Origin of the sequence: Pseudomonas oryzihabitans (assembly GCF_014522265.1) — a bacterium.
Lineage (GTDB): Bacteria > Pseudomonadota > Gammaproteobacteria > Pseudomonadales > Pseudomonadaceae > Chryseomonas > Chryseomonas aestiva.
In genome coordinates this window covers 1472081-1495817 of the sequence record NZ_CP017024.1, presented here as the reverse complement: position 1 = coordinate 1495817, position 23737 = coordinate 1472081, and the positions used below count along the sequence as shown (strand labels likewise).

The following is a 23737-nucleotide window of genomic DNA, read 5'->3' as shown; positions in this document are numbered from 1 at the left end:
GCGAGATGAGCTGGAACTGAAGAGGACGCCTGTAGAGGACGGACGTAAACCGCGAGGTCAGCGGACGTTACCATTAGGCTGCTAACGATTCTATAAAATTCCGGGGTGGTCGATTAGCGCGTCAACCCGCGAATCTTTGTTTCACATACTGAAATAATATGGAGAATGACGCTTTTCCCGACTGTCGAGGCGGCATGGACACCCTGCACAACATGCGCGTTTTCGTCGCCGTGGTGGAAAGCGGCAGCTTCACCGGCGCGGCCCAGACGCTGCAGACCACCACGGCCCACGTCTCCCGGGCGGTGGCCCATCTGGAAACCCATCTGCGCACCCGCCTGCTGCACCGCACGACGAGACGCATCGCCCTGACCGAAGCCGGCCAGCGCTACCTGGCGCGCTGCGAGCAGATCCTCGCCTATGTCGAGGAGGCCGAAGCCGAGGCCGGGCACGCCCAGGCGCGGCCCGAAGGGCGGCTGCGGGTGCACAGCATGACCGGCATCGGTCAGCATTACGTGATCCGCGCCATCGCCGGCTATCGCGCCCTGCACCCCGAGGTGCGCTTCGACCTGACCATGGCCAACCGCATCCCCGATCTGCTGGAGGAGGGCTTTGATCTCGCCATCGTGGTAGCCGTGGAGCTGCCCGACTCCGGCTTCGTCTCCCAGCAGATCGGCCACACCTACAGCATCCTCTGCGCCTCGCCGGCCTATCTGCAGGAGCATGGCCAGCCGCAGACGCCGGCGGAGCTGGCCAATCACGCCTGCCTGAGATTCATCAGTCCGGTGGTGTCCTTCGACCGCTGGCACTTCGACGGCCCCAATGGACCGGAAACCTATCGCATCGGCGAGACCCCCTTCCAGGTCAACGTCGGCGACGCCATGACCGAGGCCCTGCGCCAGGGGCTGGGGATTGGCGTGCTGCCGCTCTATTCGGCGGTGGACGGCCTGCGTGACGGCAGCCTGGTGCGAGTGCTGCCGGCCTATCGCCTGCAGCGCCTCAACGTCTATGCCCTCTATGCCTCGCGGCAGTACCTGGATGCCAAGATCCGCACCTGGGTGGCCTATCTGCGCGAGCAGATACCCGGGGCGCTGGAGGCGGACGAGGCCTTCGTGCGGGCCGTCAGCGAAGTCGTCGGCCAAGCGCATTGAGATCGGCGGGGCGCTTGGACTAAGCTCGGGGGAGACCGGGCTGCACGCCGGGTCATAGTTAGTAAGCTATTGAAATATCGCCCGGTATCGCGGTCCTGAGGGCGACAGGATGGCTGCTCGACGGCACGCTCCGGTGGCGTCGAGGTCCATGTCCCGAGTCGGTGGTCACGCCGACGGACCGCCGTGCAGGACGGCCGGATCATGCAGGCGGTCAGGGACCGCCGTCAGTACCACGGGAGTCCAATGAGCGCTACCGCAGGACCCACTCTGAGATTCGCCGACCAGCCGCTCAAGGGCATCGCCCTGATCTGCCTCGCGGTCTGGCTGTTCGCATCCCACGATGCCCTCTCCAAGTACCTGTCCGGCTTCTATCCGGTGGTCATGGTGGTCTGGGCCCGCTACCTCTCCCACACCCTGCTGATGATGGGCATCTTCATCCCGCGCTCGGGGCTGGCGGTGATCCGCACCAAGCGGCCGGGGCTGCAGGTGCTCAGGGCGCTGTGCCTGATCGGCTGCAGCCTGTTCTTCACTACCGGGCTGCGCTATCTGCCGATGGCCGAGGCCACCGCGGTCAACTTTCTCGCCCCGCTGATGGTGACGGCACTGTCGGTGCCGCTGCTCAAGGAGAGCGTGACCCGCAGCCAGTGGGCGGCGGTGCTGGCCGGCTTCATCGGGGTGCTGGTCATCGTGCGGCCGGGCGGCCAGCTGTTCACCCCGGCGGTGCTGCTGCCGGTCTGCTCGGCGGTGTGCTTCGGCCTCTACCAGCTACTGACGCGCCTGCTCAGCGGCATCGACAGCCCCACCACCAGCAACTTTCTCACCGGCATCATCAATACCCTGGTGCTGAGCAGCGTGGTGCCCTTCTTCTGGGAGATCCCGACCCTGACCCACGGCTTCATGCTGGCGCTGCTCGGCCTCTTCGGCATGTCCGGCCACCTGCTGCTGACCCAGGCCTTCCGTTATGCGCCGCCGGCGCTGCTGGCGCCCTTCAGCTACGGCCAGATCGTCACCGCCGGCATCATCGGCTACCTCGTCTTCGGCCATGTGCCGGACAGCGGCGCGCTGATCGGCATCCTCATCATCTGCGCCAGCGGCCTGGCGGTGGCCTGGCAGCAGAGCCGCAAGGCCTCCAGGGCCAAGAAGGCCCGGGCGGTGCCGGCGGCGCAACCCGAGGCGCTGCCGGAGGTGGTGGCCGATGCCGCCGCGGGCGCTCCGGCTCAGCGCAGTCCGTAATCGGCGATGATCCCGATGAGGATCGCCAGACCCGCCCAGTGGTTGTGCAGGAAGGCCCTGAAGCACACCAGCGGGTCACGGTTGCGGGTGACGTGGAATTCCCAGGCGAAGCAGCCGGCTGCCACCAGCAGGCCCAGGTAGAAGGGCAGGCCCAGGCCGAAGCGGCCGCCGGCCAGCGCCAGGCAGAACAGCGTCAGGCCCTGCAGGGTGGCGACGATCACCCGGTCGGCGTCGCCGAACAGGATGGCGGTGGATTTCACCCCGATCTTGAGATCGTCTTCGCGGTCGGCCATGGCGTAGTAGGTGTCGTAGCCCACCGTCCAGATCACGTTGGCGACGAACAGCAGCCAGGCCGCCGCCGGCAACTCGCCGGTCTCGGCGGTGAAGGCCATGGGCATGCCCCAGGAAAAGGCCGCACCCAGTACCGCCTGAGGGTAGTAGGTATATCTCTTCATGAAGGGATAGAGCGCCGCTACGCCAAGGGCGCCAAAGGACAGCCAGACGGTGGTGGCATTGGTGCAGAGCACCAGGCCGAAGCTGAGCAGCACCAGCACGGCAAAGAACAGCAGGGCTTCCTTGGGCGAGATGCGCCCGGTGGCCAGGGGACGATTCTTGGTGCGGGCGACATGGCCGTCGAAGTTGCGGTCGGCGAAGTCGTTGATCACGCAGCCGGCCGAGCGCATCAGCACCACGCCGAGCACGAAGATCAGCAGATTCTTCAGACTCGGCACGCCCTCGGCAGCGATCCACAGCGCCCAGAGGGTGGGCCAGAGCAGCAGATAGATACCGATGGGTCGGTCCAGCCGGGTCAGTTGGACAAAGTCGCGGATGCGCTCGCGGCGCGGACGCGTGGCGATCACCCGGGCGCTGGGCTCGGGGCCGCGCGGCGCGGCAGGACGGCGATCACGGGGACGGGAGGCGTTCTTTTTCATCGGACGGCTGCATGGTGAAGGGCCTGGCGATTATAGGGGCCCCGGGGCGTCGCCGCTGCCGTCGTGATGCTCCGCCTAGCCCTCGCGCCCGGCGTGAGGCCAGAAGGCCGGCAGAAAGACCTCGCCCACCAGGATCGCCAGGGGACCGCGCCGGAACACCGAGCGCCGGGCCCAGCAGGGCGCGGTTGCCGCCCCTGCGGGCAGCCAGGCCAGTGGATAGCGGCAGGCTTGCAGCGGCCCGCGGACAAAGGCCGGTGCCTGGAACAGCCAGTGCCCGAGCGGCCGCTCGCCCAGCGCCGCCAGGTCGAAATCCGCCGCTTCCAGGGCCGTGCGCGCCGCCACGCTGCGGGCGAAGACCCAGGCTTCGCCATTGCCGCGCAGCCAGACCTCGCGCACCCAGCCGGGGCTGGCCGGCGGCACTTCAAGCGCCTGGCACTCGTCCGGGCGCAGCGGTTGCCAGCCCTGGGCGATCATTTCGACGGCGAAGCGTCCATCGCTGAGGGCGGTCAGCCGTTCGGTGAGGGAACCACGGTCCGCATAAAGCCAGCCGAGCGGCGCCTCGGCGTAGTCCGGCTCGGCGCCGGCCGCTGCGTAGGTCAGCCAGCGCGGGCCGCCGTCACAGGCCCCAGACATTGCCCAGGGTGCTCAGCAGGGAGGGCTGGGTGCCTTGCTTGCCGAGATAGCCGAGGATCACCTGGGCGAACTGGCTGGTCATGCCACTGTTCATGCCCAGGGCGTTGAAGGTCTTGTCGACGTCCTGGCGGCTGTCGACATTGCCCAGCAGGCTGCCCAGCGGACTCTGCTTGGCATCCTGACCGCCGCCACCGAGCAGACTGCCCAGGCCGCCCAGTTGCGCCAGGCCGCCAGTGGCATTGGCGCCGGCCAGCTGATCCAGGCCTGGCACGGCCTTGGCCAGCTGGCGATAGTCGTTGCCCACCAGCTGATTCTTGGCCAGGCCGAGCAGGGCGCCGGTGCCGCCCACCGCCTGCTGCGGGGTGACGTTGAGCTGGCTGGTCAGCGCCTGCAGCAGGCCCTGGGCCTGGGGCGTGGCCGCCGCGGCGGCGGTGGCCTTGGCGTTGTTGTTGCCGTTGGCGCCGTTGTAGGCGTTGACGGCGTCGTTGAGGTTGAAGGCGAAGACCGGACTGGCGGCGAGCACCAGCGGCAGGGCGAGAACGGACAGACGCATGGGCGGACTCCAGCGGGTTGCGTGAAAGGTCAGAGGATAACCCGACGGCGATGACCACAGACTGAACGGCGTCCCTGCAGGGAGCGGACGCTGCGGTTATCATCGCCGTTTTGCCGGGAGAACCGCGATGCTCAACGGGTTGTGGCTGGGCTTCTTCATCGTTGCCGGGATCAGCGCCTTCGGCCAGTGGCTGGTGGCCGGCAACACCGGGGTGTTCGCCGCCATGGTGGAGAGCCTGTTCGCCATGGCCAAGCTGTCGGTGGAGGTCATGGTGCTGCTGTTCGGCACCCTGACCCTCTGGCTCGGCATCCTGCGCATCGCCGAGAAGGCCGGGCTGGTGGACGCCCTGGCGCGATTGCTCGGGCCGCTGTTCGCCCGGCTGATGCCCGAGGTGCCGCGCGGCCATCCGGCGCTGGGGCTGATCACCCTCAACTTCGCCGCCAACGGCCTGGGCCTGGACAACGCCGCCACGCCCATCGGCCTCAAGGCCATGCGCGCCCTGCAGGAGCTCAACCCCAGCAGCACCACGGCGAGCAATGCGCAGATCCTCTTCCTGGTGCTCAACGCCTCCTCGCTGACACTGCTGCCGGTAACGGTGTTCATGTACCGCGCCCAGCAGGGCGCCACCGATCCGACCCTGGTGTTCCTGCCGATCCTGCTCGCCCATACCTGCGCCAACCTGGTCGGGCTGTTCTCGGTGGCCTTCATGCAGCGGCTGAAACTCTGGGATCCGGTGGTGCTGGCCTGGATCGGCGGGGGCGCCCTGGCCTTCGGCGCCTTCGTCGCCTTTCTCTTCACCCTGACCGCCACCGCGCTGGCCGGGTTGTCGTCGCTGCTCGGCAACCTGACCCTGTTCGGCATCATCCTGGCGTTCATGATCCTTGGCGCCCTGCGCAAGGTGCCGGTCTACGAAGCCTTCGTCGAAGGCGCCAAGGAAGGCTTCGACGTCGCCAAGTCGCTGTTGCCCTATCTGGTCGCCATGCTCTGCGCAGTGGGCGTGCTGCGCGCCTCCGGCGCCCTGGAAGCCGTCCTTGAAGGCGTTCGCCATGCGGTGACCTTCTTTGGCTGGGACACCCGCTTCGTCGAGGCCCTGCCCACCGCGCTGGTCAAGCCCTTCTCCGGCAGCGCCGCCCGCGCGCTGCTGATCGAGACCATGCAGACCCACGGCGTGGACAGCTTTCCGGCGCTGGTGGCGGCGACCATCCAGGGCAGTACCGAGACCACCTTCTATGTGCTGGCGGTGTACTTCGGTGCGGTGGGCATCCAGCGCGCCCGCCATGCGGTGGGCTGCGCCCTGCTGGCGGAGTTCACCGGGGTCACGGCGTCGATCCTGATCTGCTACTGGTTCTTTGGCTGAGCCTTGGGTTCCAGGTCGACCATCCAGTCGTCCTGCACCATGCGCCGCTGGCGGCGCGAGGTCAGTTGCTGGGTCTGCCAGTCCTCGGCGATCAGCGCGCAGTAGTGGCCGTCGTGCTGGCCCAGGCGAAAGCGCCGGCGCACTCCGATGGGATCGTGATCCGAACCATAGAAGGCGACCGCGCGGATCTCCAGGCCCTCGAATACCCAGCCCTCGGGCGGCCGGTGGTTTTCCAGGGTCAGGCCGTTGTGCTCGGCGGCGCGGCGGATCAGGCCCTGGAAGGTGCCGATGTGGGTGAAGTCACCGGTGTTGAGCGGACCCTGGTGGGTCGCCTCGCCCAGCACCAGATCAGGGTCGAAGTCATCCTGGCCGCTCTCGCGGATGTCGGTGACATCGGTGTAGAGCGTCTCTCGATTGGTCTTGAGGATCACCGTGAGCTGGTTGATGAACACCGGCTCGGCGCTCATGTTGGACAGCAGGCAGAGGGCGCCCACGCCCTTGCCGGCGCCGCGGTTGATGATCAGCCGCGGCTGGCGCTGGCGCTTGTAGTTGTTGAGCAGGAGCTGCGCATAGAGCACCCAGACGCCCAGGGTGCAGCACTGGGCGAAGAGCGTGAGGACTTGGGAATTGTCTTTCAACCACTGGAACATGGGGGCACTTCGCTGGAAGGAGTGACCATCGGAAATACCGTTCGGGCTCCAGGTTCCACCGCTTCGCTGAGCAAAGGGCAGCGCTGAGAACATCGCCACAGCTCGGGCGTCCAAGCCTGAGAGGTCATCACGCCAAGGAAAATCGCCATGCTGCGTCTATCGCTACTCTGCTGCACCGCCCTGCTGAGCACCGCCGTGCGGGCCGAACCCCTGTCCTGCGACCAGCTCAAGGCCGACATCGAGGTCAAGATCCAGTCGGCCGGGGTGACCGCCTATACCCTCGAAGCGGTCCCCAATGCCGAGGTGCGCGATCCCAACATGGTGGTGGGCAGCTGCGCCAACGGGACCTACAAGATCCTCTATCAGCGCAACGACTGATCCCCGACCCGGGGGACAGACCGTTCATCCGCTGGATACTTGTACAGTTCCGCCTGGCTTAGTACTGTTTGCGCATACAGTATTTAGCCAAGAGGGTAATGCCATGTCGCCGTTCGCCCGGATTCGCCAAGCTCTGTCCCTTGCCCAGCCCGCACCGCGCTGGATGGAACGCGAGGATTTCCTGCGCATGAGTCGCCAGCTGCGCGAGCAGAAGAGTCGTCCGCCCGTGGTCCGCACCCAGGACCGCAGCCAGGACGACTGGCTCAGCGTGCCCGCCTAGCGGTCCATTGCCTGACCGTGCTGGCCGCCTGGCCAGTCGCGGGTCAGAAGGGCGAGCAGATGCCTCGTTCGGAACTCACCAGTTCGCGCGGGCCGTCGTAGAGGGTGATCTCGCCCTGACCGAAGGTGTTCTCGGCTTCCAGGCGATAGCGCCGGCCGGCCTGGAAGTCCGCGTAGTCCAGTTCCAGATAGCACTGGATCTGCAGCGGTTCCCGCCAGCCGAAGCGCGAACCGAAGCCACCGCCGCCATAGAGTTCGTAGCGATAGCTCACCTTGAGGCTGTGGCTGCCGGGGGTGAGCTGGAAATAGCGGCCATCGTCGAGACGCCTGCCGTCCTGGGACTCGGCCAGCAGCGAAGCGCCTACCGCGGATTCGCGCAGCACCAGATCGACCCATGCCTGATGGGGATCCACAGGGGGCAGCGGCGTGGTGCAGCCGCCCAGCAGTAGCAGCAGAGGGACCAGCAGGCGCAGACGCATGGACGGCGACTCGCGGCAGGGAGATCAGCCGAGTCTACACGTCGCCGCAACGACTGGCAGTGCTGCGCGCCACTTCCTGGTTGCGCTCGTCATAGAGGCGCGCCCAGGGCCGCCAGCCGGTCTGGCCGGCTTCCAGGCGATAGCGCTCGCCCGCGGCGAAGGCCTTGTAGTTGAGGGTCACCAGGCAGGTGCGCGCCAGCGGATCGGCCACCTGGGCGCCGATGTTGGTGGGCTGCACCTCGAACTGGTAGCGTACCTGCAGATCATGGCTCCCTGGCCAGACCTGGAAGTAGCGTTTGTCTTCGAGATCCTTGCGATCGGCGCGCAGGGCTTCCAGCTTGGCCTTGCCATCGCTGCCCAGATCGATCCAGGCCTGTGCCGGATCGGGCTTGGGCAAGGGCCACAGGGAACAGCCACCTAGGAACAGCACAGGCAACAGCAGGCACAGTCTACGCATGACGGCTACAACTCCGGGCAGGGAAGGGCGCGCCACCCAGCCAGGCACCCTGCCTGCGCAACGCACGAGCCGCTGGCTGGCGCTGCTGTCCCTCGTGATCGGACTGAGCGGTTGTACCTCGGTCGGGTACTACGGCCAGATGGTACAGGGCCAGTGGGCGCTGATCCGTGATCGCGAGCCCATTGCGACGGTCGTCGCAGATCCGGCGCGCCCCGCCGTCCTGCGCGAACGCCTCGCCGCCGCGGCGGCGGCCCGCCGCTTCGCCAGTGCCGAACTGGCCCTGCCGGACAACGCCAGCTATCGCAGTTTCGTCGAACTCAAGCGGCCCTTCGTGCTGTGGAATGTCTTCGCCACCGCCGAATTCTCCACCCAGCCCACCACCCACTGCTTTCCCATCGCCGGTTGCGTGGCCTATCGCGGCTACTACCGGGAAGCCAAGGCCCGAGCCGAGGCGCAGCGGCTGCAGGCGCAGGGCCAGGACACCTATGTCGGCGGCGTGCCGGCCTATTCGACGCTGGGCTGGTTCAGCGATCCGCTGCTCAGCAGCATGCTGCGCTGGGACGACGACCAGGTGGCGGCCACGATCTTCCACGAGCTGGCGCACCAGCGTTTCTATCTGCCCGGCGATACCGCCTTCAACGAGTCCTATGCCACCTTCGTCGAGGGCGAAGGCCTGCGGCAATGGCGCGCCAATCGCGGCCTGCCGCCACCCGATACGGGGCGCGAAGCCCGCTATCAGCAATTCCGCGCGCTGCTGCTGACCACTCGCGCAGACCTGGCCAGGCTCTATGCCCAGCCATTGACGACCGCGGCCAGGCGCGCGGCCAAGGCCCGGCGCTTCGCCCAGCTGCGCAGCGATTACCAGCGGCTGCGCGCGACCCCGGCCTGGCGTGACGATCGCCGCTTCGATGGCTGGATGAGCCAGCCGCTCAACAACGCGCGGCTGGTGCCCTATGGTCTGTACGAACAGTGGGTACCGGCCTTTGCCGCCCTCTATCGACAGCACCCGGGCAACTGGCCGGCGTTCTTCCAGCGGGTACGGCTATTGGGCGAGCGCCCGGCGGCCGAGCGTGAGCAGGCGCTCAAGGCGCTGCTCGACCAGGCGACACCGCAGCCCTAGCGCGGTGCCCGCCAGTTGGACCAGGCGGCGACCAGACCCAGCGTTGCCGCCAGGGCCAGCCCCAGCCGCGGGGCCAGGCTGTTGTCCAGATGCAGCAGCAGCGCCAGGGCCGCGGCGCCCAGGGCCATGCCGGTCTGCCGGGCGGTGGCCTGGACGCCGCCGGTGGCGCCGTTGCGACCGGCCGGAGCGGCGGTCAGCATGATCCTGTTGTTGGGTACCTGGAAGAAACCGAAGCCGATGCCGCCGAGGATCAGGCAGGGGATCAGCAGGGCGGTCGAGCGCTCCAGTGGCATCACCGCTGCCGCCGCCAGTCCCAGGGCGATGCCCAGACCGCCGAGCATGCACAGCCGCTGCGGCGGATGGCGGTCGGCCAGGCGCCCGGCCACCTGCGCCGACACGGCCACGGTGAGCGGCCAGGCCAGCATCAGCAGGGCTACCTGCAAGGGCACCAGCCCGAGCTGGTGTTGCAGATAGAAGGGCAGGGCGAGAAAGCAGAGCATCTGCGCGGCAAAGGAACAGACCGAAGCCAGCACCGAGTGACGCATGGCCGGCAGCCCCAGCAGGTCCACCGGCAGCAGGGGCGCTGGCAGACCGCGCTCGCGGCGTACCAGCAACAGCAGACTGGCCGCGGCCAGCAGCAGCAGGCCTACGCCCTGCAACGGCGCGGCGCCGAGGCGTTCGAGACCGCCGATGCCGGCGCAGAACAGCAGGGCGTTGAGCAGCACGCTGAACGGATCGAGGCGGCGCTGCGCGCGGGGGCTGTCGGGCAGGTTGTGCACCAGCAGTGCGATCAGCAGCGCCACGGGCACATTGACGGCGAACAGCCAGGGCCAGCCACCCAGCGCCAGGATGGCCGCCCCCAGGCTGGGCGCAGCGGCCGAGCCCAGGGCCACGCAGAGGGCATTGATGGCGATGCCACGGCCGAGGCGGTCGCGTGGATAGGAGAGCCGGACGATACCGGCGCTGACGCACATGATGGCGGCGGCGCCCACCCCCTGCAGCGCCCGCGCAGCCACCAGGCTGGCGAGATCCGGCGCCAGGGCGCAGCCCAGGGAGGCCAGGCCGAAGATCCCGACCCCGGCCGTGAAGACCGGGCGCAGGCCAAGACGCTCGGCCACTGCGGCCAGGGGAAACAGCAGGGCGACCAGACTCAGCTGATAGGCGCTGACGATCCAGACCGCCGCGGCGGCCGAGACGTCCAGGGCCTCGGCTATGCTGGGCAGCGCCAGGTTGGCGATGCCGCTGTCCAGCACCGTCATGCTGATGGCCAGCAGCAGGGCGGCGACGGCGCGATAGCGGCGTGGCAGGGGCAGGCCGTCGCCGACGGCGGCGGTGGTGCTCAATCTTCGACCTTCACGTGCTGGTCGCTCTCGCCAAGCTTCCAGTAGCCGGCCGCCTTGACCCAGTCCCGCGGCAATCCCTTGGCCAGCAGCGCCTGGCGCGCGGCGCGGGCTTGCGTGGCTTCACCGGCGATCCAGGCATAGCCTTCGCCCGCGGGCAACTCCAGCTGCTCCAGGGCCTGCACCAGGGCATTGGCCTCGGTTTCGCGATAGACCCAGCGGATCTCGGCGGCGGCGGCCGTCGACAGGGCGATCTCCAGGCCCGGACGCGCCACTTCGGCGACGACCTGGACCCGGACATCGGCGGCCAGTTGCTCCAGGCGACGGGCGATGGCGGGCAGGGCGGTCTCGTCGCCGGCCAGCAGGTACCAGTCGAAGTCCTCGGGCGGCACCAGGGCGCCCTTGGGGCCGCCGATGATCAGCTCGGCACCGGGCTGCGCCTGACGCGCCCAGGTGGTCAGCACCCCGGCTTCATGCAGATAGAAGTCGATGGCCAGTTCGCCACGGGCGGCATCGTAGTGGCGCGGCGTGTAGTGCCGGCCTACCAATTGCTCGGGGCTGGCGGCGCGGATCGGGGTGGTGTCGGCGGGGACGAACAGCTTTACGTGCTCGTCGAAGGCCGCGCTCTGAAAATCGGCTAGATCGCTGCCACCAAAGGTCAGGCGTAGCAGGTCGCCACCGAGGTCTTTGCGGCGGACGACGGTCGCCCAACGCCGCTTGAGGTCGAAGCGCACACGCTGGAAAAGGTGAGGGGCACTGGCATCGCCCTCGCGGCTGTGAAAAGATGTCGCCATTGCGGAGGTACCATTCATTGAGGTTCCTCACTATATTCGAGGTAAGCAGCTTTCATGTCAACCGCCGCCGCCATTGCCGAAGCCCTGATGGATCTGAAACGGCAGATGCGCCAACAACTGGATGAGACCCTCAAGGCCTCCGGACTTTCCTTCGCCCGCTACAAGGTGCTCAAGGTGCTGGAACGCCTGGGGCCCTGCCGTCCGGGCGAGGTCGCCGAACAGCTGCGCCATGCGCCCCGTACCCTGACCGATGCCTTCGACGCCCTGGAGCGCGACGGCCTGGTCCGTCGCGAACCCCATCCCCAGGACCGCCGGGCGCTGCTGGTCCATCTTACCGAGCAGGGGCGCCAGGCGCTGGACCAGGCCCAGGTGCCGCGCACCCAGGCGCTGGAAGCGGTCTTCGCGCCGCTGGATGCCAGCGAGCAGGCGCAGCTGCTGGCCTATCTGGAGCGGGTTCGCATCCGCAATTGAGTGGCGGGCGAACTCCCTGTCGGTCGTTGCGCTCGAAAGAGACACCCTATTGAGGAGAGCCTGCCATGACTGACCAGCGTTCCGATGCCCACCTGGGCAAGACCCCGCCCAACGAACCCGCTCTCGATGAGGCGGGCCGTCCGGTGGATGTGGTGAAAAAGGACATGGAGCAGCCGGAATCGACGCCGACCGATGCCATCGACAAGGTCATCACGCCGACCGACATCAAGACCAAGGAGCAGGAAGCCGAAGCGCTCAAGCGCAAGACCGCCGAGGTCGAGCGCAAGCTGGAGCGCTGATGCTCCACGTGGAACCTCGGGTCGCCGAGGTTTCCATCGTCTCGGCAGGCGCGGTCGGCCATAGCGGCAGCCATGCCCTGTCATAGCGATATTGCACTGGCCCCTGTTGGACTGGGTTCCTAATCTGGGCGTTGATCGTCATCAACTCAAGGAGCGCTCTTGGACCAGGCCACCTTCATCAAGCAACTCGCCCGCGAGGGCTTTCAGCCACCGGTGCTGGTCGAGCGCGAAGCCCTGGGCAGCCTGGAAGCCCATGCGCATCCCTTCGAAGCGAAGGCGCTGGTCATCGAAGGCGAACTGCGCATTCGCACGGCAACGGGCGAGCGTCGTTATGCGGCAGGGGAGGTCTTTCACCTGGCCGCCCATGAGCCTCACTCGGAAGTCTTCGGCGCCCAGGGCGTGCGCTATCTGGCGGGTCGGCGACCGGCCTAGCCTTCGCTGTCGTTCTTCTCGATGTCCTTGCGCTGGCGGTTGAGGATCACGCAACCGTAGACACCGCCGCCCAGCAGCAACAGGGCGAGGATGGAAAACAGGGTCATGAAGATGGAGTCGTTCATCGTGCTCTCCGAAAGCGGGGTCGGAGCAGTCTAGCGACTCGCCAAGGTCTCGGCGAACGAGCTCTGGAACAGGGTGTTGCCGATGCCTGGGCGGCACCGGCAGGCACCTGTGACCCTTAACCTTCGAGCGTGGCGTTCAGGTTGATCTTGGCACCCTTGAGCACCTTGGACACCGGGCAGCCTTCCTTCGCCTGATTGGCGATGGTGGTGAACTGCTCCTGGGTGGCACCGGGAATCTTGGCCTTCATGGTCAGATCGATGGTGGTGATCTCGAAGCCGTCGCCCACCTTGTCCAGGGTCACGTCGGCCTTGGTCTCGATCCGCTCGGGGGTCAGACCGTTCTGGCCCAGCAGCATGGAGAAGGCCATGGAGAAGCAGCCGGCATGGGCCGCGCCGATCAATTCTTCGGGGTTGGTGCCTGGCGTGCCTTCGAAACGGGTGTTGAAACCGTAGGCATTGTCCTTGAGCGCGCCGCTCTCGGTGGAGATATGGCCTTTGCCATCCTTCAGACCGCCTTGCCAGACCGCGGAAGCATATTTCTTCATGGAGCATCTCCGGTTGTTAGGTACGAATCCATATAGAACAAGCCAGCAGCCGGTAAGTTCGTTGCAGTCGATCCGGGACCGCCATGGTCAACTCTTTTCGACCACCCCTGGAGGCCCCCATGAACTACCGCAATCTAGGCCGTACCGGTCTGAAGATCTCGCCCCTCTGCCTCGGCTGCATGACCTACGGCGTCCCCGAGCGCGGCAATCACCCCTGGACCCTGCCGGAAGACCAGAGCCAGCCGCTGCTGAAGAAGGCGCTGGATCTCGGCATCAACTTCTTCGACACCGCCAACAGCTACTCCGACGGCACCAGCGAAGAGATCGTCGGCCGCTTCCTCAAGGCCAATGCCGTGCGCGAGGAAATCGTGCTGGCGACCAAGGTGTACTTCCCGCTGCGCGACAAGCCTAATGTCGGCGGCCTGTCGCGCAAGGCCATCTTCGCCGCCATCGACGCCAGCCTGCAGCGCCTGGGCACCGACTATGTCGATCTTTACCAGATCCATCGCTGGGACTATCACACACCCATCGAGGAGACCCTGGAAGCCCTGCACGACGTGGTCAAGGCCGGCAAGGCGCTGCACATCGGGGCCAGCAGCATGTACGCCTGGCAATTCGCCAAGGCGCTGCACACCGCCGAGCGCCATGGCTGGACGAGATTCGCCACCATGCAGAACCACGTCAATCTGCTCGCTCGCGAAGAGGAGCGGGAGATGCTGCCGCTGTGTCGTGATGCCGGCATCGGCGTGATCCCCTGGAGTCCGCTGGCCCGTGGCCGCCTGACCCGTGACTGGGACGCCAGCACCGCGCGCGCCGAAAGCGATGCCTTCGGCAAGACGCTCTATACCGCCAGCGAGGAATCCGATCGGCAGATCGTCGCCGCCGTGGCGCGCATCGCCGAAGCCCGCGGCGTGCCGCGTGCCCAGGTGGCCCTGGCCTGGCTGCTGCAGAAGCCGGGCATCGACGCGCCCATCGTCGGCGCGTCCAAGCCGCAGCACCTGGAGGATGCGGTGGCGGCGCTGGAACTGCAGCTGAGCGAGGAAGAGATCAGTGCCCTGGAAGCGCCCTATGTGCCGCATCCGGTGGTGGGATTCAGCTGAGGCGGGGCCTGCCCTTACCCCGGCCCGCTCCCGTAGGGAGAGGGGGAAAAGCGCATCGGTGCGGTTGGATGAGCGCTGGTGCCCCAGGCCTCCAGAGCTTGCCGCGATCTTTGAAGTGAGGAGTTTTCAGGCGTACCCGAATCTCACCTTACAAAGACGAGGGCCGCTCTGCTTCCCTCTCCCTGAGGGAGAGGGGCCGGGGTTGAGGGCGTCCGGACTCAGGCGTACTGGTCGGCGATCTGGCGTTCGGCGCTGGCCAGGGCCGCGCGCTTGGCTTCGTCGCCATAGGCCAGGCCTTCGGCGCGGACGATCTGGACATCGGTGATGCCGAGGAAGCCCAGCAGCAGCTTCAGATAGTCCTCATGGGCGATACCGGTGGGCTTGCCGGCATGGATGCCGCCCGCGGTGGCGACGATGATTGCCTTCTTGTCGCCACACAGGCCTTCCGGACCGGCTTCGCCGTAGCGGAAGGTGGTGCCGGCCACGGTGATGCGATCGATCCAGGCCTTGAGCTGGGTCGGGATAGTGAAGTTGTACATGGGCGCACCCAGCACCAGCACGTCGGCGGCAAGGAATTCCTGCAGGGCGCGGGTGTTGCGCTCGGCTTCGTCACGTTGCTCGGCGCTGCGCTGCTCGGCCGGGGTCGCACCGGCAGCCAGGCTGGCGGCGGAGAAGTGACCCAGGGAATCGTGAGCGAGGTCATGGTAGCTGACCTCGAGACCTGGCGTAGCGGCCTTGAGGGCGCCGACGACCTTGGCGCTCAGGGCGCGGGAGGCGGAGTGATCGCCCAGGATGCTGGAATCGATGTGCAAGAGTTTCATGGCGGTAGTCCTATGGGGTTCGACGCGATGAGCCCAGACTACCGATAAGACGATCGGCTGATTAGTCGCCTAGAATGCGATGCTTCGTCCCATGGATAGGACAATCGCCCATGCAAGACCTCAATGATCTCGCCTACTTCGCCAAGGTGGTGGAAGCCGGGGGTTTCGCTGCCGCCGGGCGCCTGCTGGGCATTCCCAAGTCGCGGCTGTCCCGGCGCATTGCCGAACTGGAGACCCGCCTGGGCGCGCGGCTGCTGCAGCGCACCACCCGCACCCTGACCCTGACCACTCTCGGCGAGCGCTACCTGGTGCACTGCCAGGCGCTGCTGCGCGAGGCGGAGAACGCTGCCGAAACGGCGGCAAGTCTGTCCAGCGAACCCCGTGGACCGCTGCGGGTGTCCTGCCCGGTGGCCCTGGCCCAGGACTACCTGCCCGACGTCGTCACCCGCTTCCTGCAGCGCTATCCCCAGGTGCAGCTGGAGCTGGTGCTGGTCAATCGGCGGGTGGACGTGGTCAACGAGGGCCTCGACGTGGCCCTGCGGGTAAGGGACGTCGACGACGTGGAGCCGGGGCTGATCGTGCGCCGCCTGCGCCAAGCCTCCGGGGTGCTGGTGGCCGCCCCCGCCTTTCTCGTCGGTCGCCAGCTGGATGCGCCGGAAGCCCTGCTGGGGGTCCCGCTGCTCGGCGCCCTGGAGCTGGATCGCCGGGTGCACCTGCGCATGGTCGGTCCCGCCGGCCAGCGCCGCGAACTGGTGCTGGAAGCCCGACTGGGCATCGACGACTTCAGCGTACGCAAGACCGCCGCCCTGGCGGGCCTTGGCTACACGATGCTGCCGCTGCTCTATTGCGAGACCGAACTGGCCGAGGGTCGCCTGCAGCGCCTGCTGCCGGACTGGTCGCTGCCCGGCGGCCACCTGCAGGCCGCCTATGCCCACAGGCGCGGCCAGTTGCCGGCGGTACGCGCCTGGCTGGAGCACCTGGAGGACAGCTTTCGCGATCAGGGCGGGATGCCGGTCTAGATCACCGTCGCCCAGGCCGAGGCGAGCAGCAGCGCCGCCATCCCCAGGTTGAAGCCGCGCCAGGCGCGGGTCGATTTCAGGCCATGCGCCGCGACCCGGCCAAGCAGCGCCCAGAGGCCCAGGCAGGGTACGGACACCAGCAGGAACACCAGGGTCAGCACCAGCACCTGCCGCCAGAGATCGGCACCGGGTTCGGCATAGACGGTGACCACCGCCAGCGCCATGCTCCAGCTCTTGGGGTTGAGCACCTGCAGCCCGGCGGTACCCCCAAAGCCCAGGCGGGCACCGTCATCCGCCACCGCGGGCGCTCCGGCGCGGGCCAGTTGCCAGGCCAGCCAGCTCAGCCAGAGCACCCCGGCCCAGGCCAGGCCGCGTTGCCAGTCCGGATGGTGCGCCAGGGTCTGGCCGAGACCGAAACCCACCACCAGCACCAGGGCCACCGCGCCCAGGCTGCCGCCCAGCACCAGCGGCAGGCTGGCTCGGGCACCGTGGCGGGCGCTGTGGCCGAGAATGAGCACATTGGTCGGTCCGGGGGTGATGGAGGCGACCAGAGCGAACAGCAGGAAGGGCAACAGGGACATGGGAGACTCCTGGAAGGACTGAGCCACCAGGGTCGCAAGCCTTGCCGCTAGCGGTCTGGAAGATTCGAGCAGCGCGCGCGATAGGCCGCCGGGGTCAGGCCATAGGCGCGGCGGAACCAGCGACCCAGGTGACTCTGGTCGGCGAAGCCCAGGGCGGCGGCGGTCTCCGCCGGCGACAGGCCGTCGGCCAGCAGGCGGCGCGCCCGCGACAGGCGCAGCTGCACCAGATAGGCATGGGGCGCCAGCCCAAAGGCCGCCTTGAAGGCGCGGGTCAGGCGGAATCTGTCGACGCCAGCGGCCTGGGCCAGTTCCTCCAGACCGATGTCCTCGTGGTGATGGGCCTGCAGGAAGTCGCGGGCGCGCAGGGCCACCTGGGGCAGCCGTGGATCACCGGCCTGGGGCGCCCGCCATTGCAGCTGCGGCAGGAGGCGCAGCAGCAGGGCATCGAGGGCGCTCTGGCGGACGATGCGCAATTCCGGACGACTCAGGACCTCATGGGCCCAGGCCACGGCGCGATGCAGCTCGGCCTGGTCCACCAGGGTCCGGGCGAAGCCGGGTTCGCCCAGGGGGCGGGCGTCGCCATGCAGCCCCTGCAGCTCGCGCGCCAGCCACTGGGGATCGAGATAGAGCATGGAGTAGGTGAAGCCCTCGGCCTCCGGCGCCTGGCCGTCGTGCAGTTCGCCGGGCTCAAGCAGGAAGACCTGCCCGGGGGTACTCAGGTGGCGCTGGCCCCGGCAGTGGAATTGCTGCAGGCCCTGCTCGGTGTAGCCGACCAGATAGGCGTCGTGCCAGTGCGGGTCATAGGCGTGGCCCTCGAAATGGGCGCGCAGGGTCTCGATGCCGGTCTCGGCGTCCTGCTGCAGCTGGATCCAGTGATCGTCGGCCATGGCGAGAAGAAAGGGCTCTGCGGGCTTTCCAGTCTAGGGTGAGATCCCGTGGCGGTCTGGAAGATTCGTGCAACCTAGTATGGTGTTTCAGACGTCGACCGCACAATTTGGCGGCGCCTTTTCGGCTTGCGCGGCGTTGCCACTCCTCGCCATAGCCCTGCTATGACTCGTCGCGGCGCCCAGCCCAATCGGAACGCCGAACCGCCAGGAAATCACTCGCCAATTCTTGGGCGAACCTCTGAAACACCGCACCCGTGTCCCAGCCGCGCGGGCAGCTCCTGCGCCAGATGGCGGATCAGTTCGGACAGTCGGCGCGGCACGTGGCGCTGCTGGCGGTGCACCGCATAGATGGCCGCCGCCGAGGCCTCATGATCGGTCAGCAGCGGCACCAGGGCGCCGCTGGCGATCAGCTCGGCCACGTCCCATTCCGATCTCAGGATCAGCCCGTGGCCTTCCAGCGCCAGGCGCACCACCACCTCGCCATCGTTGCTGCTCAGGCTGCCGCGGACCTTCTGGGAAAAATGCTCGCCGTTCCGGGTGAAGCGCCAGACGGCGTAGTCGCCCGCGTCCTGTCGCAGCACCAGGCAGTTGTGCCGCGCCAGGTCGGCCACGCTTTCCGGCACGCCGGCCCGGGCCAGGTAGGCGGGGGCAGCGCAAAGCAGGCGGCGATTGTCCAGCAGGCGATGGGCGATGACCCGGGCGTCCGGCGGTTCGCCGACGCGGATGTCCAGGTCGAAGGGACCGTCCAGCAGATTCACCGGATGGCTGGAGAGGTACAGGTTGAGCTCAAGTTCGGGATGGCGGCGGGCGAAGTCCGACAGCAGCGGCGCCAGGTGCCGGCGGCCGAAGCCGAAGGTGGCGTTGAGATTGAGCACCCCGGCGAGAGGCGCATCGGGTCGGCCGACCGCGGCTTCCAGGTCTTCCAGCTGGGTCAGCAGCGGGCGGGCGCCTTCCAGATAGCGCAGGCCTTCCGGGGTCAGGTCCAGGCGCCGCGTGGTGCGGCGGATCAGCTGCACGCCCAGCCGGCGCTCCAGGGCGGTGAGTCTCTTGCTCACCGCCGCCAGCGACAGGCCCAGTTCCCGGGCGGCGGCGGTCAGGCTGGGATGGCCAGCCAGGCGGACGAAGAAGGCAAGGTCATCGGTGGACAAGATTCTTGATCCCAGGTTAAGAATGGCTTTCCCTGGAGCGGGATTGTACGCCTCCGGCGCGAGACTACACTGGGTCCATTCCATCCAGACTGCCGGAGAAAGCCCATGCAAGCGTCCACGCCCCACAAGATCGCGGTCATCGCCGGAGACGGCATCGGCAAGGAAGTCATGCCCGAAGGCATCCGCGTCCTGGACGCCGCTGCCCAGCGTTTCGGTATCGCCCTGCAGTGGGATCACTTCGACTTCGCCAGCGCCGAGTACTACCAGGCCCACGGCAAGATGCTGCCGGACGACTGGTTCGAGACCCTCAAAGGCTACGACGCCCTCTATTTCGGCGCCGTCGGCTGGCCGGACGTGGTGCCCGACCACATCTCCCTCTGGGGTTCGCTGCTGCAGTTCCGCCGCCGCTTCGACCAGTACGTCAACCTGCGTCCCTGCCGGCTGATGCCCGGGGTCAAGGCGCCCCTGGCCAATCGCCAGCCCGGTGACATCGACTTCTATGTGGTGCGCGAGAACACCGAGGGCGAGTATTCCAGCGTCGGCGGCATCATGTTCGAGGGCACCGAGCGCGAGGTGGTGATCCAGGAAACGGTGATGACCCGTCACGGCACCGACCGCATCCTCAAGTTCGCCTTCGACCTGGCCCAGCAGCGGCCACGCAAGAAGCTGACCTCGGCCACCAAGTCCAATGGCATCGCCATCACCATGCCCTGGTGGGACAAGCGCGTGGAGGAGATGGGCAAGGCCTATCCGGAGGTGGCGGTGGACAAGTTCCACATCGACATCCTCACCGCCAACTTCGTCCTGCACCCGGACTGGTTCGACGTGGTGGTGGCCAGCAACCTGTTCGGCGACATCCTCTCCGACCTGGGCCCGGCCTGCACCGGCACCATCGGCATCGCGCCCTCGGCCAACATCAATCCGGAGCGCAATTTCCCCAGCCTGTTCGAGCCGGTGCACGGTTCGGCGCCGGATATCGCCGGGCGGGGCATCGCCAATCCCATCGGCCAGATCTGGTGCGGCGCCATGATGCTGGAGCATCTCGGCCACGCCGAAGCCGGCGCTGCCGTGGTGGCGGCCATCGAGGCCGTGCTGCGCCAGGGGCCGGAGCAGGCGCCCCTGACCCGCGACCTCGGCGGCCAGGGCACCACCGACAGCCTCGGACAGGCCATCGCCGCGGCCCTGGCCTGAGATGGACGGCCTCTTTGCGGGATTCGAACAGCGGCGGCTGAACGTCGGCGGCGTCGAGCTCAATTGCCGCGTCGGCGGCCAGGGTCCGGCCCTGCTGCTGCTCCATGGTCATCCGCAGACCCATGTCATGTGGCATAAGGTGGCGCCGCGGCTGGCCGAGCGCTTCACCCTGGTGGCCGCCGACCTGCGCGGCTATGGCGACAGCGCCAAGCCGGACGCCGGTGCCGAGGCGTACAGCAAGCGCACCCTGGCGCGGGACAACGTCGCGCTGATGCGCCTGCTGGGCCACGAGCGCTTCGCCGTGCTGGCCCACGACCGTGGCGCCCGCGTTGCCCATCGCCTGGCGCTGGATCATCCCGCGGCGGTGGAGCGGCTGATGCTGCTGGACATCGCGCCGACCCTGGCCATGTATCGGCAGACCGACGAGGCCTTCGCCCGCGCCTATTGGCACTGGTTCTTCCTGATCCGCCCGGCGCCGTTGCCCGAGCGGTTGATCGAAGCCGATCCGGAAGGCTATCTCAAGGGCGTGATGGGTACCCGCAGTGCCGGCCTGGCGCCCTTTCCGCCGGAGGTGCTGGCCGAATACCTGCGCTGCCTGAGCCTGCCCGGCACCGCCCGTGGCATCTGCGAGGACTACCGGGCCAGTGCCGGGATCGACCTGGCGCATGACCAGGCCGATCTGGATGCGGGGCGCCGGCTGGAATTGCCGCTGCGAATACTCTGGGGCGCGGAAGGCACCGTGGGGCGCTGTTTCGATCCCCTCGCCGAATGGCGCCAGGTGGCCACCCAGGTCAGCGGGTGCGCCTTGCCGGGTGGCCATTACCTGGCGGAGGAATTACCGGAGCTGGTCGCAGACGAGGCCCTGGCCTTCCTGGGTTGAGTCAGCGGATGCAAAGGACTGTTGCGTCATCTGGCTGTAACAAAGTGTGACGTTACCGAGGTCAAGCGGGTCTATTCGTGAAATTTTCGTGAAAAGAGACCTCGATGAACGCTTCACTCTTCCCTTCCACCTGGCAGTGGCGCCGCCTGGCGCTGTGCCAGGGCCTGGCCCTGGGCCTGCTGCTGCTCTGGCTGATCCCTGACGTTCGGAGTCAGTTGCTGGCCTTCGACGCCGGGTTGTTCCACGCCCTCAATGCCCCGCTGGCGCAGTCCACCGCCTGGCTCTATCTCTGGACCTTCTTCAGCCTGCGACCGGTGGATGCCCTGGTCGGCCTGATCCTGCTGGCGCTGCTGGTCCGTGGCGGCTGGGCCTATCCGGCCCGGCAGGTACGGCCAGCGCTGGCGGCCTTCGTCGGTCTGCTGGTGATCCTGCTGATCGTGCGCACCCTGCTGACCAAGGGCATCGAAGCCGCGGGCCTGCAGCACGCCAGTCCGTCCGATGTGCTCGCCGGCGCCTATCTGCTCAGCGATCGCTTTCCCGGGCTGGAACACGGCTGGGAGTTGAAGGATAGATCCGGCGCCAGCTTTCCCGGCGACCATGCCTCGGTGCTGCTGCTCTGGGCGCTGTTCATGGCGCATTTCACCCGCGGGGGACGACGGCTGGTGGTGGCCGCGCTGGCCACGCTGTTCATGCTGCCGCGGCTGGTGGCCGGCGCCCACTGGGGCTCGGATGACTATATCGGCGGACTTGCCCTGGCCTTGGGGGTGATCAGCCTGGGCCTGCACACGCCGCTGGCCGCCGCCTTTGCCCGCCAGGGCGAGCGCCTGCTGACGCCCCCGTTGCGAGGCCTGGGGCGGTTGCCGCTGCTGGGCCGGCTGAGTCTGCTGCGGCCCTAGGGTTCGCTAGGCACGCGTCGGGGCCAGGGCCGGCAGCAATTGCTGGTCGATGGCCTGGCGCACCGCCGGCAGCAGCGCCGCGCTGCCCGACAGCAATTCCTGGATCAGCTGCCGCAGGACCTGGGCGCGTTCCTGGTTGAGGCCCGTCACCGCCTGGCGACAGGCCTCGTCCGCGGTCGCCGCGGGTGTCACGTTGAAACCCAGCGCACGCAGGCGGTCGCGGAAGTCGTCCTGGTCGATCAAGTCGGCGATCATCATGGTGCTGCCCTCTCCGGTGGAATGCTTGGATTCTCCCACTGGTGTCGCAGACGGCAAGCCGGGCTGGCGTCGCCGCATAGCCGGATGTCGTTTTTGGAAAGCGCCTCGCCGTCTGCCCAGGCAATGTAGATTTATTACGACGCCCTGCCCGGACAATCTGCCGCAGGGTCAAGGGCGAGGTTCGCCGTTAGAATGGCGCCTATCAACGACATTTTCCGGTTGTTCGCCACCAGAGTCGAGCAACCCCCGGTTACACACTGAGGCCCATCAGGGCGTTTGAACCTCTTCCGTCTCCAGCGGTTGAGGTTTTTTTTTGTCTTTTGCCAGGTCAGCGGCGGGCAGGGTGGCCAATTCGCCAGCGAGAAAGCGCTCCAGGGCCTCGCGCAGGGCCTCGGCCCGCCGGCCCCGCGCGCGCAGGGCGCCATGCAACAGACCGGCACCTTGCCACAGGCGACAGGGCGTTCCGCCGCCACGCAGGGCAGCGGCATAGGCGCGGCCGTGGTCGGCCAGGGGATCGCGCTGGGCCACGGCGACCAGGGCCGGCGCCAACCCGCTGAAATTGCCAGCCTGCAACGGCAGGGCGAGAGGCTCGCGGCGCTCCGCCGGGCGGGGCAGATAGACATTCAGACACGCCCGCCAGTCGGCGGCGCTCAGCAGCGGCGCCTGGGCCTGCCGGCGTTCGCTGGGCAGCATCCGTGCGGTCAGCGCGGGATAGATCAATGCCTGGGCCCGCGGCTGGGCACGCCCCTGCTGCCGCAGCGCCAGGCACAGGCCGGCAGCGAGAGTGCCGCCGGCACTGTCGCCGGCCACCGCCAGCCGGGTCGGGTCCAGCCCCAGGGTCGAGGCTTGCTGCTGCAACCAGTCCCAGGCCTGGCAGGCATCGTCCAGGGCGGCGGGATAGGGCTGTTCGGGCGCCAGGCGATAGTCCACCAGCAGCACCGCCAGTCCCAGTCGTCGCGCCAGCCGTGCTGCGAGAAAGCCATGGGAATCCAGGTCGCCGAGCATCCAGCCGCCGCCGTGCAGATAGAGCAGGGCGGGGCGGTCAGCGGCGGACTCCCGCGGCGCCACCAGCCGCAACGGCACGGCGCCAGCGCGGTGATCGCTGACCGCCAGGCCCCTGTAGTCAGCCGGCGCCAGGGCGGCGCAGAGCCGCGCATAGGCCTGGCGCTGCGCCTGGAGGTCCGGATCGGTAGTGGCGAAGGCCTGGCTGGCCGCGACGAAGGCGGCCATGTCCGTCGACAGCGGCGGTACCTTCATGGGCGGGGCGGAGGCAGGCCGATGACCCGCCCGACATGCTCCGGCCAGGGTTCATCCCGCTGCGCCGCCAGCCGGGTCGCCAGCCAGTCGTGCACCCGTGGCGCGAAGGGCGCGGAGCGGGGCCCGTCCAGGTGGACGTGCAGCAGCAGTTGCTCGGAGGCGGCCAGCAGGTCGGCCTGGCCCTGGTGATGGAGGCCGAAGTGCAGGTGCAGCCGCTTGGCGTCCAGAGCCAGGAATCTCACCCGCACCTCCAGCTGGGCGTCCGCCTTCACCTCATGGAGGAAGTTGAGGTGGCACTCCAGGGTGAACAGCGAGTGCCCGCTGGCGGCGCGGCCGGCGGCGTCCAGGCCCATGGCGTCCATCAGGGCGTCGCTGGCGTGGCTGAAGATCAGCAGGTAGTAGGCGTCGCGCAGGTGGCCGTTATAGTCGACCCACTCGGGCGCGACCGCGGTGCGATGGATGATCATGGCCGCT

The 23737-nt window shown here is 67.9% G+C and carries 31 protein-coding genes; 14 read left to right on the top strand and 17 right to left on the bottom strand.

What is annotated here, in order from left to right; all coding sequences use genetic code 11:
- Positions 1 to 194 precede the first annotated feature (194 nt).
- Both BGI51_RS06890 and BGI51_RS06885 read left to right on the top strand, forming a co-directional pair.
- Positions 195 to 1148, top strand: a complete 954-nt coding sequence (locus tag BGI51_RS06890) for a LysR family transcriptional regulator (RefSeq protein ID WP_133860288.1) — start codon at positions 195 to 197, stop codon at positions 1146 to 1148.
- Positions 1149 to 1391: 243 nt separating this feature from the next.
- Positions 1392 to 2381, top strand: a complete 990-nt coding sequence (locus BGI51_RS06885; RefSeq protein ID WP_133860289.1) for a DMT family transporter — start codon at positions 1392 to 1394, stop codon at positions 2379 to 2381.
- Here the strand turns inward: BGI51_RS06885 and ubiA are convergent.
- The 3 genes from ubiA to BGI51_RS06870 form a co-directional block, all read right to left on the bottom strand.
- Positions 2366 to 3313 (bottom strand): 4-hydroxybenzoate octaprenyltransferase, encoded by a 948-nt coding sequence (gene ubiA / locus BGI51_RS06880; RefSeq protein WP_252977227.1) that lies wholly within the window; start codon positions 3311 to 3313, stop codon positions 2366 to 2368. The genes BGI51_RS06885 and ubiA overlap by 16 nt on opposite strands.
- Positions 3314 to 3388: 75 nt before the next feature.
- The gene (locus BGI51_RS06875; RefSeq protein WP_187980695.1) at positions 3389 to 3946 is read right to left on the bottom strand and encodes a chorismate--pyruvate lyase family protein; all 558 of its coding nucleotides are present in this window, start codon (positions 3944 to 3946) and stop codon (positions 3389 to 3391) included.
- The gene (locus tag BGI51_RS06870) at positions 3930 to 4499 is read right to left on the bottom strand and encodes a DUF2780 domain-containing protein (RefSeq protein WP_133860291.1); all 570 of its coding nucleotides are present in this window, start codon (positions 4497 to 4499) and stop codon (positions 3930 to 3932) included. Before BGI51_RS06870 ends, BGI51_RS06875 begins: the two co-directional genes overlap by 17 nt.
- A gap of 127 nt (positions 4500 to 4626) precedes the next feature.
- Between BGI51_RS06870 and BGI51_RS06865 the strand changes: the two genes are divergently transcribed.
- Positions 4627 to 5856, top strand: a complete 1230-nt coding sequence (locus BGI51_RS06865) for a nucleoside recognition domain-containing protein (protein ID WP_187980694.1) — start codon at positions 4627 to 4629, stop codon at positions 5854 to 5856.
- Here BGI51_RS06865 and BGI51_RS06860 read toward each other — a convergent pair.
- The gene (locus BGI51_RS06860; RefSeq protein ID WP_133860293.1) at positions 5838 to 6506 is read right to left on the bottom strand and encodes a hypothetical protein; all 669 of its coding nucleotides are present in this window, start codon (positions 6504 to 6506) and stop codon (positions 5838 to 5840) included. The two genes, BGI51_RS06865 and BGI51_RS06860, sit on opposite strands and share 19 nt — an antisense overlap.
- Before the next feature lie 147 nt (positions 6507 to 6653).
- Here BGI51_RS06860 and BGI51_RS06855 point away from each other — a divergent pair, with 147 nt between their 5' ends.
- Both BGI51_RS06855 and BGI51_RS06850 read left to right on the top strand, forming a co-directional pair.
- Positions 6654 to 6884, top strand: coding sequence for a DUF1161 domain-containing protein (locus tag BGI51_RS06855; protein ID WP_187980693.1), 231 nt, complete (start codon positions 6654 to 6656; stop codon positions 6882 to 6884).
- Between the two features lie 103 nt (positions 6885 to 6987).
- A complete protein-coding gene (locus BGI51_RS06850; protein ID WP_166655878.1) occupies positions 6988 to 7164 on the top strand; it encodes a hypothetical protein in 177 nt (58 codons plus the stop codon).
- Between the two features lie 43 nt (positions 7165 to 7207).
- Here the strand turns inward: BGI51_RS06850 and BGI51_RS06845 are convergent, their stop codons facing one another.
- Both BGI51_RS06845 and BGI51_RS06840 read right to left on the bottom strand, forming a co-directional pair.
- Positions 7208 to 7642 carry a hypothetical protein gene (locus tag BGI51_RS06845; protein ID WP_187980692.1) on the bottom strand — a complete coding sequence of 145 codons (435 nt, stop codon included), beginning with the start codon at positions 7640 to 7642 and terminating at the stop codon, positions 7208 to 7210.
- 34 nt (positions 7643 to 7676) lie between these two features.
- Complete coding sequence (locus tag BGI51_RS06840; RefSeq protein ID WP_187980691.1) at positions 7677 to 8099, bottom strand: hypothetical protein; 423 nt, start codon at positions 8097 to 8099, stop codon at positions 7677 to 7679.
- Here BGI51_RS06840 and BGI51_RS06835 point away from each other — a divergent pair.
- Positions 8098 to 9219, top strand: a complete 1122-nt coding sequence (locus BGI51_RS06835; RefSeq protein WP_187980690.1) for an aminopeptidase — start codon at positions 8098 to 8100, stop codon at positions 9217 to 9219. The two genes, BGI51_RS06840 and BGI51_RS06835, sit on opposite strands and share 2 nt — an antisense overlap.
- Here the strand turns inward: BGI51_RS06835 and BGI51_RS06830 are convergent.
- Together BGI51_RS06830 and BGI51_RS06825 are read right to left on the bottom strand one after the other, a co-directional pair.
- Entirely contained in the window at positions 9216 to 10562 is a 1347-nt protein-coding gene (locus tag BGI51_RS06830) for an MFS transporter (RefSeq protein ID WP_187980689.1), read from the bottom strand. The genes BGI51_RS06835 and BGI51_RS06830 overlap by 4 nt on opposite strands.
- A complete protein-coding gene (locus BGI51_RS06825; RefSeq protein WP_187980688.1) occupies positions 10559 to 11353 on the bottom strand; it encodes a siderophore-interacting protein in 795 nt (264 codons plus the stop codon). Before BGI51_RS06825 ends, BGI51_RS06830 begins: the two co-directional genes overlap by 4 nt.
- A gap of 54 nt (positions 11354 to 11407) precedes the next feature.
- On the opposite strand from BGI51_RS06825, the gene BGI51_RS06820 reads away from it, so the two are divergent.
- The 3 genes from BGI51_RS06820 to BGI51_RS06810 all read left to right on the top strand — a co-directional run bounded on the left by BGI51_RS06820 (position 11408) and on the right by BGI51_RS06810 (position 12555).
- A complete protein-coding gene (locus BGI51_RS06820; protein WP_044341206.1) occupies positions 11408 to 11824 on the top strand; it encodes a MarR family winged helix-turn-helix transcriptional regulator in 417 nt (138 codons plus the stop codon).
- A 65-nt stretch (positions 11825 to 11889) separates the two neighbouring features.
- On the top strand, positions 11890 to 12123 hold the full coding sequence (locus tag BGI51_RS06815; RefSeq protein WP_187980687.1) for a hypothetical protein: 234 nt from the start codon (positions 11890 to 11892) through the stop codon (positions 12121 to 12123).
- A gap of 159 nt (positions 12124 to 12282) precedes the next feature.
- Positions 12283 to 12555, top strand: coding sequence for a cupin domain-containing protein (locus tag BGI51_RS06810; protein WP_187980686.1), 273 nt, complete (start codon positions 12283 to 12285; stop codon positions 12553 to 12555).
- Here BGI51_RS06810 and BGI51_RS23755 read toward each other — a convergent pair.
- Positions 12552 to 12680, bottom strand: a complete 129-nt coding sequence (locus tag BGI51_RS23755) for a hypothetical protein (RefSeq protein ID WP_260175707.1) — start codon at positions 12678 to 12680, stop codon at positions 12552 to 12554. The two genes, BGI51_RS06810 and BGI51_RS23755, sit on opposite strands and share 4 nt — an antisense overlap.
- A gap of 116 nt (positions 12681 to 12796) precedes the next feature.
- A complete protein-coding gene (locus BGI51_RS06805) occupies positions 12797 to 13225 on the bottom strand; it encodes an OsmC family protein (RefSeq protein ID WP_017641568.1) in 429 nt (142 codons plus the stop codon).
- A 119-nt stretch (positions 13226 to 13344) separates the two neighbouring features.
- Here BGI51_RS06805 and BGI51_RS06800 point away from each other — a divergent pair, with 119 nt between their 5' ends.
- A complete protein-coding gene (locus BGI51_RS06800; RefSeq protein ID WP_187980685.1) occupies positions 13345 to 14325 on the top strand; it encodes an aldo/keto reductase in 981 nt (326 codons plus the stop codon).
- 218 nt (positions 14326 to 14543) lie between these two features.
- Here the strand turns inward: BGI51_RS06800 and BGI51_RS06795 are convergent, their stop codons facing one another.
- Positions 14544 to 15146, bottom strand: a complete 603-nt coding sequence (locus tag BGI51_RS06795; protein ID WP_187980684.1) for an FMN-dependent NADH-azoreductase — start codon at positions 15144 to 15146, stop codon at positions 14544 to 14546.
- 110 nt (positions 15147 to 15256) lie between these two features.
- On the opposite strand from BGI51_RS06795, the gene BGI51_RS06790 reads away from it, so the two are divergent.
- Positions 15257 to 16165: a LysR family transcriptional regulator gene (locus tag BGI51_RS06790; protein ID WP_187980683.1), complete on the top strand. Its 909-nt coding sequence runs from the start codon at positions 15257 to 15259 to the stop codon at positions 16163 to 16165.
- On the opposite strand, the gene BGI51_RS06785 is transcribed toward BGI51_RS06790, so the two are convergent.
- From BGI51_RS06785 to BGI51_RS06775, 3 genes are all read right to left on the bottom strand, one after another.
- A complete protein-coding gene (locus BGI51_RS06785; RefSeq protein ID WP_187980682.1) occupies positions 16162 to 16746 on the bottom strand; it encodes a LysE family translocator in 585 nt (194 codons plus the stop codon). The two genes, BGI51_RS06790 and BGI51_RS06785, sit on opposite strands and share 4 nt — an antisense overlap.
- A 47-nt stretch (positions 16747 to 16793) precedes the next feature.
- Positions 16794 to 17633 carry an AraC family transcriptional regulator gene (locus BGI51_RS06780; RefSeq protein WP_187980681.1) on the bottom strand — a complete coding sequence of 280 codons (840 nt, stop codon included), beginning with the start codon at positions 17631 to 17633 and terminating at the stop codon, positions 16794 to 16796.
- Between the two features lie 212 nt (positions 17634 to 17845).
- Positions 17846 to 18781: a LysR family transcriptional regulator gene (locus tag BGI51_RS06775; RefSeq protein ID WP_187980680.1), complete on the bottom strand. Its 936-nt coding sequence runs from the start codon at positions 18779 to 18781 to the stop codon at positions 17846 to 17848.
- Between the two features lie 105 nt (positions 18782 to 18886).
- On the opposite strand from BGI51_RS06775, the gene BGI51_RS06770 reads away from it, so the two are divergent.
- The 3 genes from BGI51_RS06770 to BGI51_RS06760 all read left to right on the top strand — a co-directional run bounded on the left by BGI51_RS06770 (position 18887) and on the right by BGI51_RS06760 (position 21748).
- A complete protein-coding gene (locus BGI51_RS06770; protein WP_187980679.1) occupies positions 18887 to 19972 on the top strand; it encodes a tartrate dehydrogenase in 1086 nt (361 codons plus the stop codon).
- A 1-nt stretch (position 19973) separates the two neighbouring features.
- Positions 19974 to 20852 carry an alpha/beta fold hydrolase gene (locus BGI51_RS06765; RefSeq protein ID WP_187980678.1) on the top strand — a complete coding sequence of 293 codons (879 nt, stop codon included), beginning with the start codon at positions 19974 to 19976 and terminating at the stop codon, positions 20850 to 20852.
- A gap of 104 nt (positions 20853 to 20956) precedes the next feature.
- Positions 20957 to 21748, top strand: coding sequence for a phosphatase PAP2 family protein (locus BGI51_RS06760; RefSeq protein ID WP_187980677.1), 792 nt, complete (start codon positions 20957 to 20959; stop codon positions 21746 to 21748).
- A 6-nt stretch (positions 21749 to 21754) separates the two neighbouring features.
- On the opposite strand, the gene BGI51_RS06755 is transcribed toward BGI51_RS06760, so the two are convergent.
- The 3 genes from BGI51_RS06755 to BGI51_RS06745 form a co-directional block, all read right to left on the bottom strand.
- Positions 21755 to 22006, bottom strand: a complete 252-nt coding sequence (locus BGI51_RS06755) for a hypothetical protein (protein WP_064309107.1) — start codon at positions 22004 to 22006, stop codon at positions 21755 to 21757.
- 267 nt (positions 22007 to 22273) lie between these two features.
- A complete protein-coding gene (locus BGI51_RS06750; RefSeq protein ID WP_252977226.1) occupies positions 22274 to 23263 on the bottom strand; it encodes an alpha/beta hydrolase in 990 nt (329 codons plus the stop codon).
- Entirely contained in the window at positions 23260 to 23730 is a 471-nt protein-coding gene (locus tag BGI51_RS06745; RefSeq protein WP_187980676.1) for a thioesterase family protein, read from the bottom strand. Before BGI51_RS06745 ends, BGI51_RS06750 begins: the two co-directional genes overlap by 4 nt.
- Between the last annotated feature and the right edge of the window lie 7 nt (positions 23731 to 23737).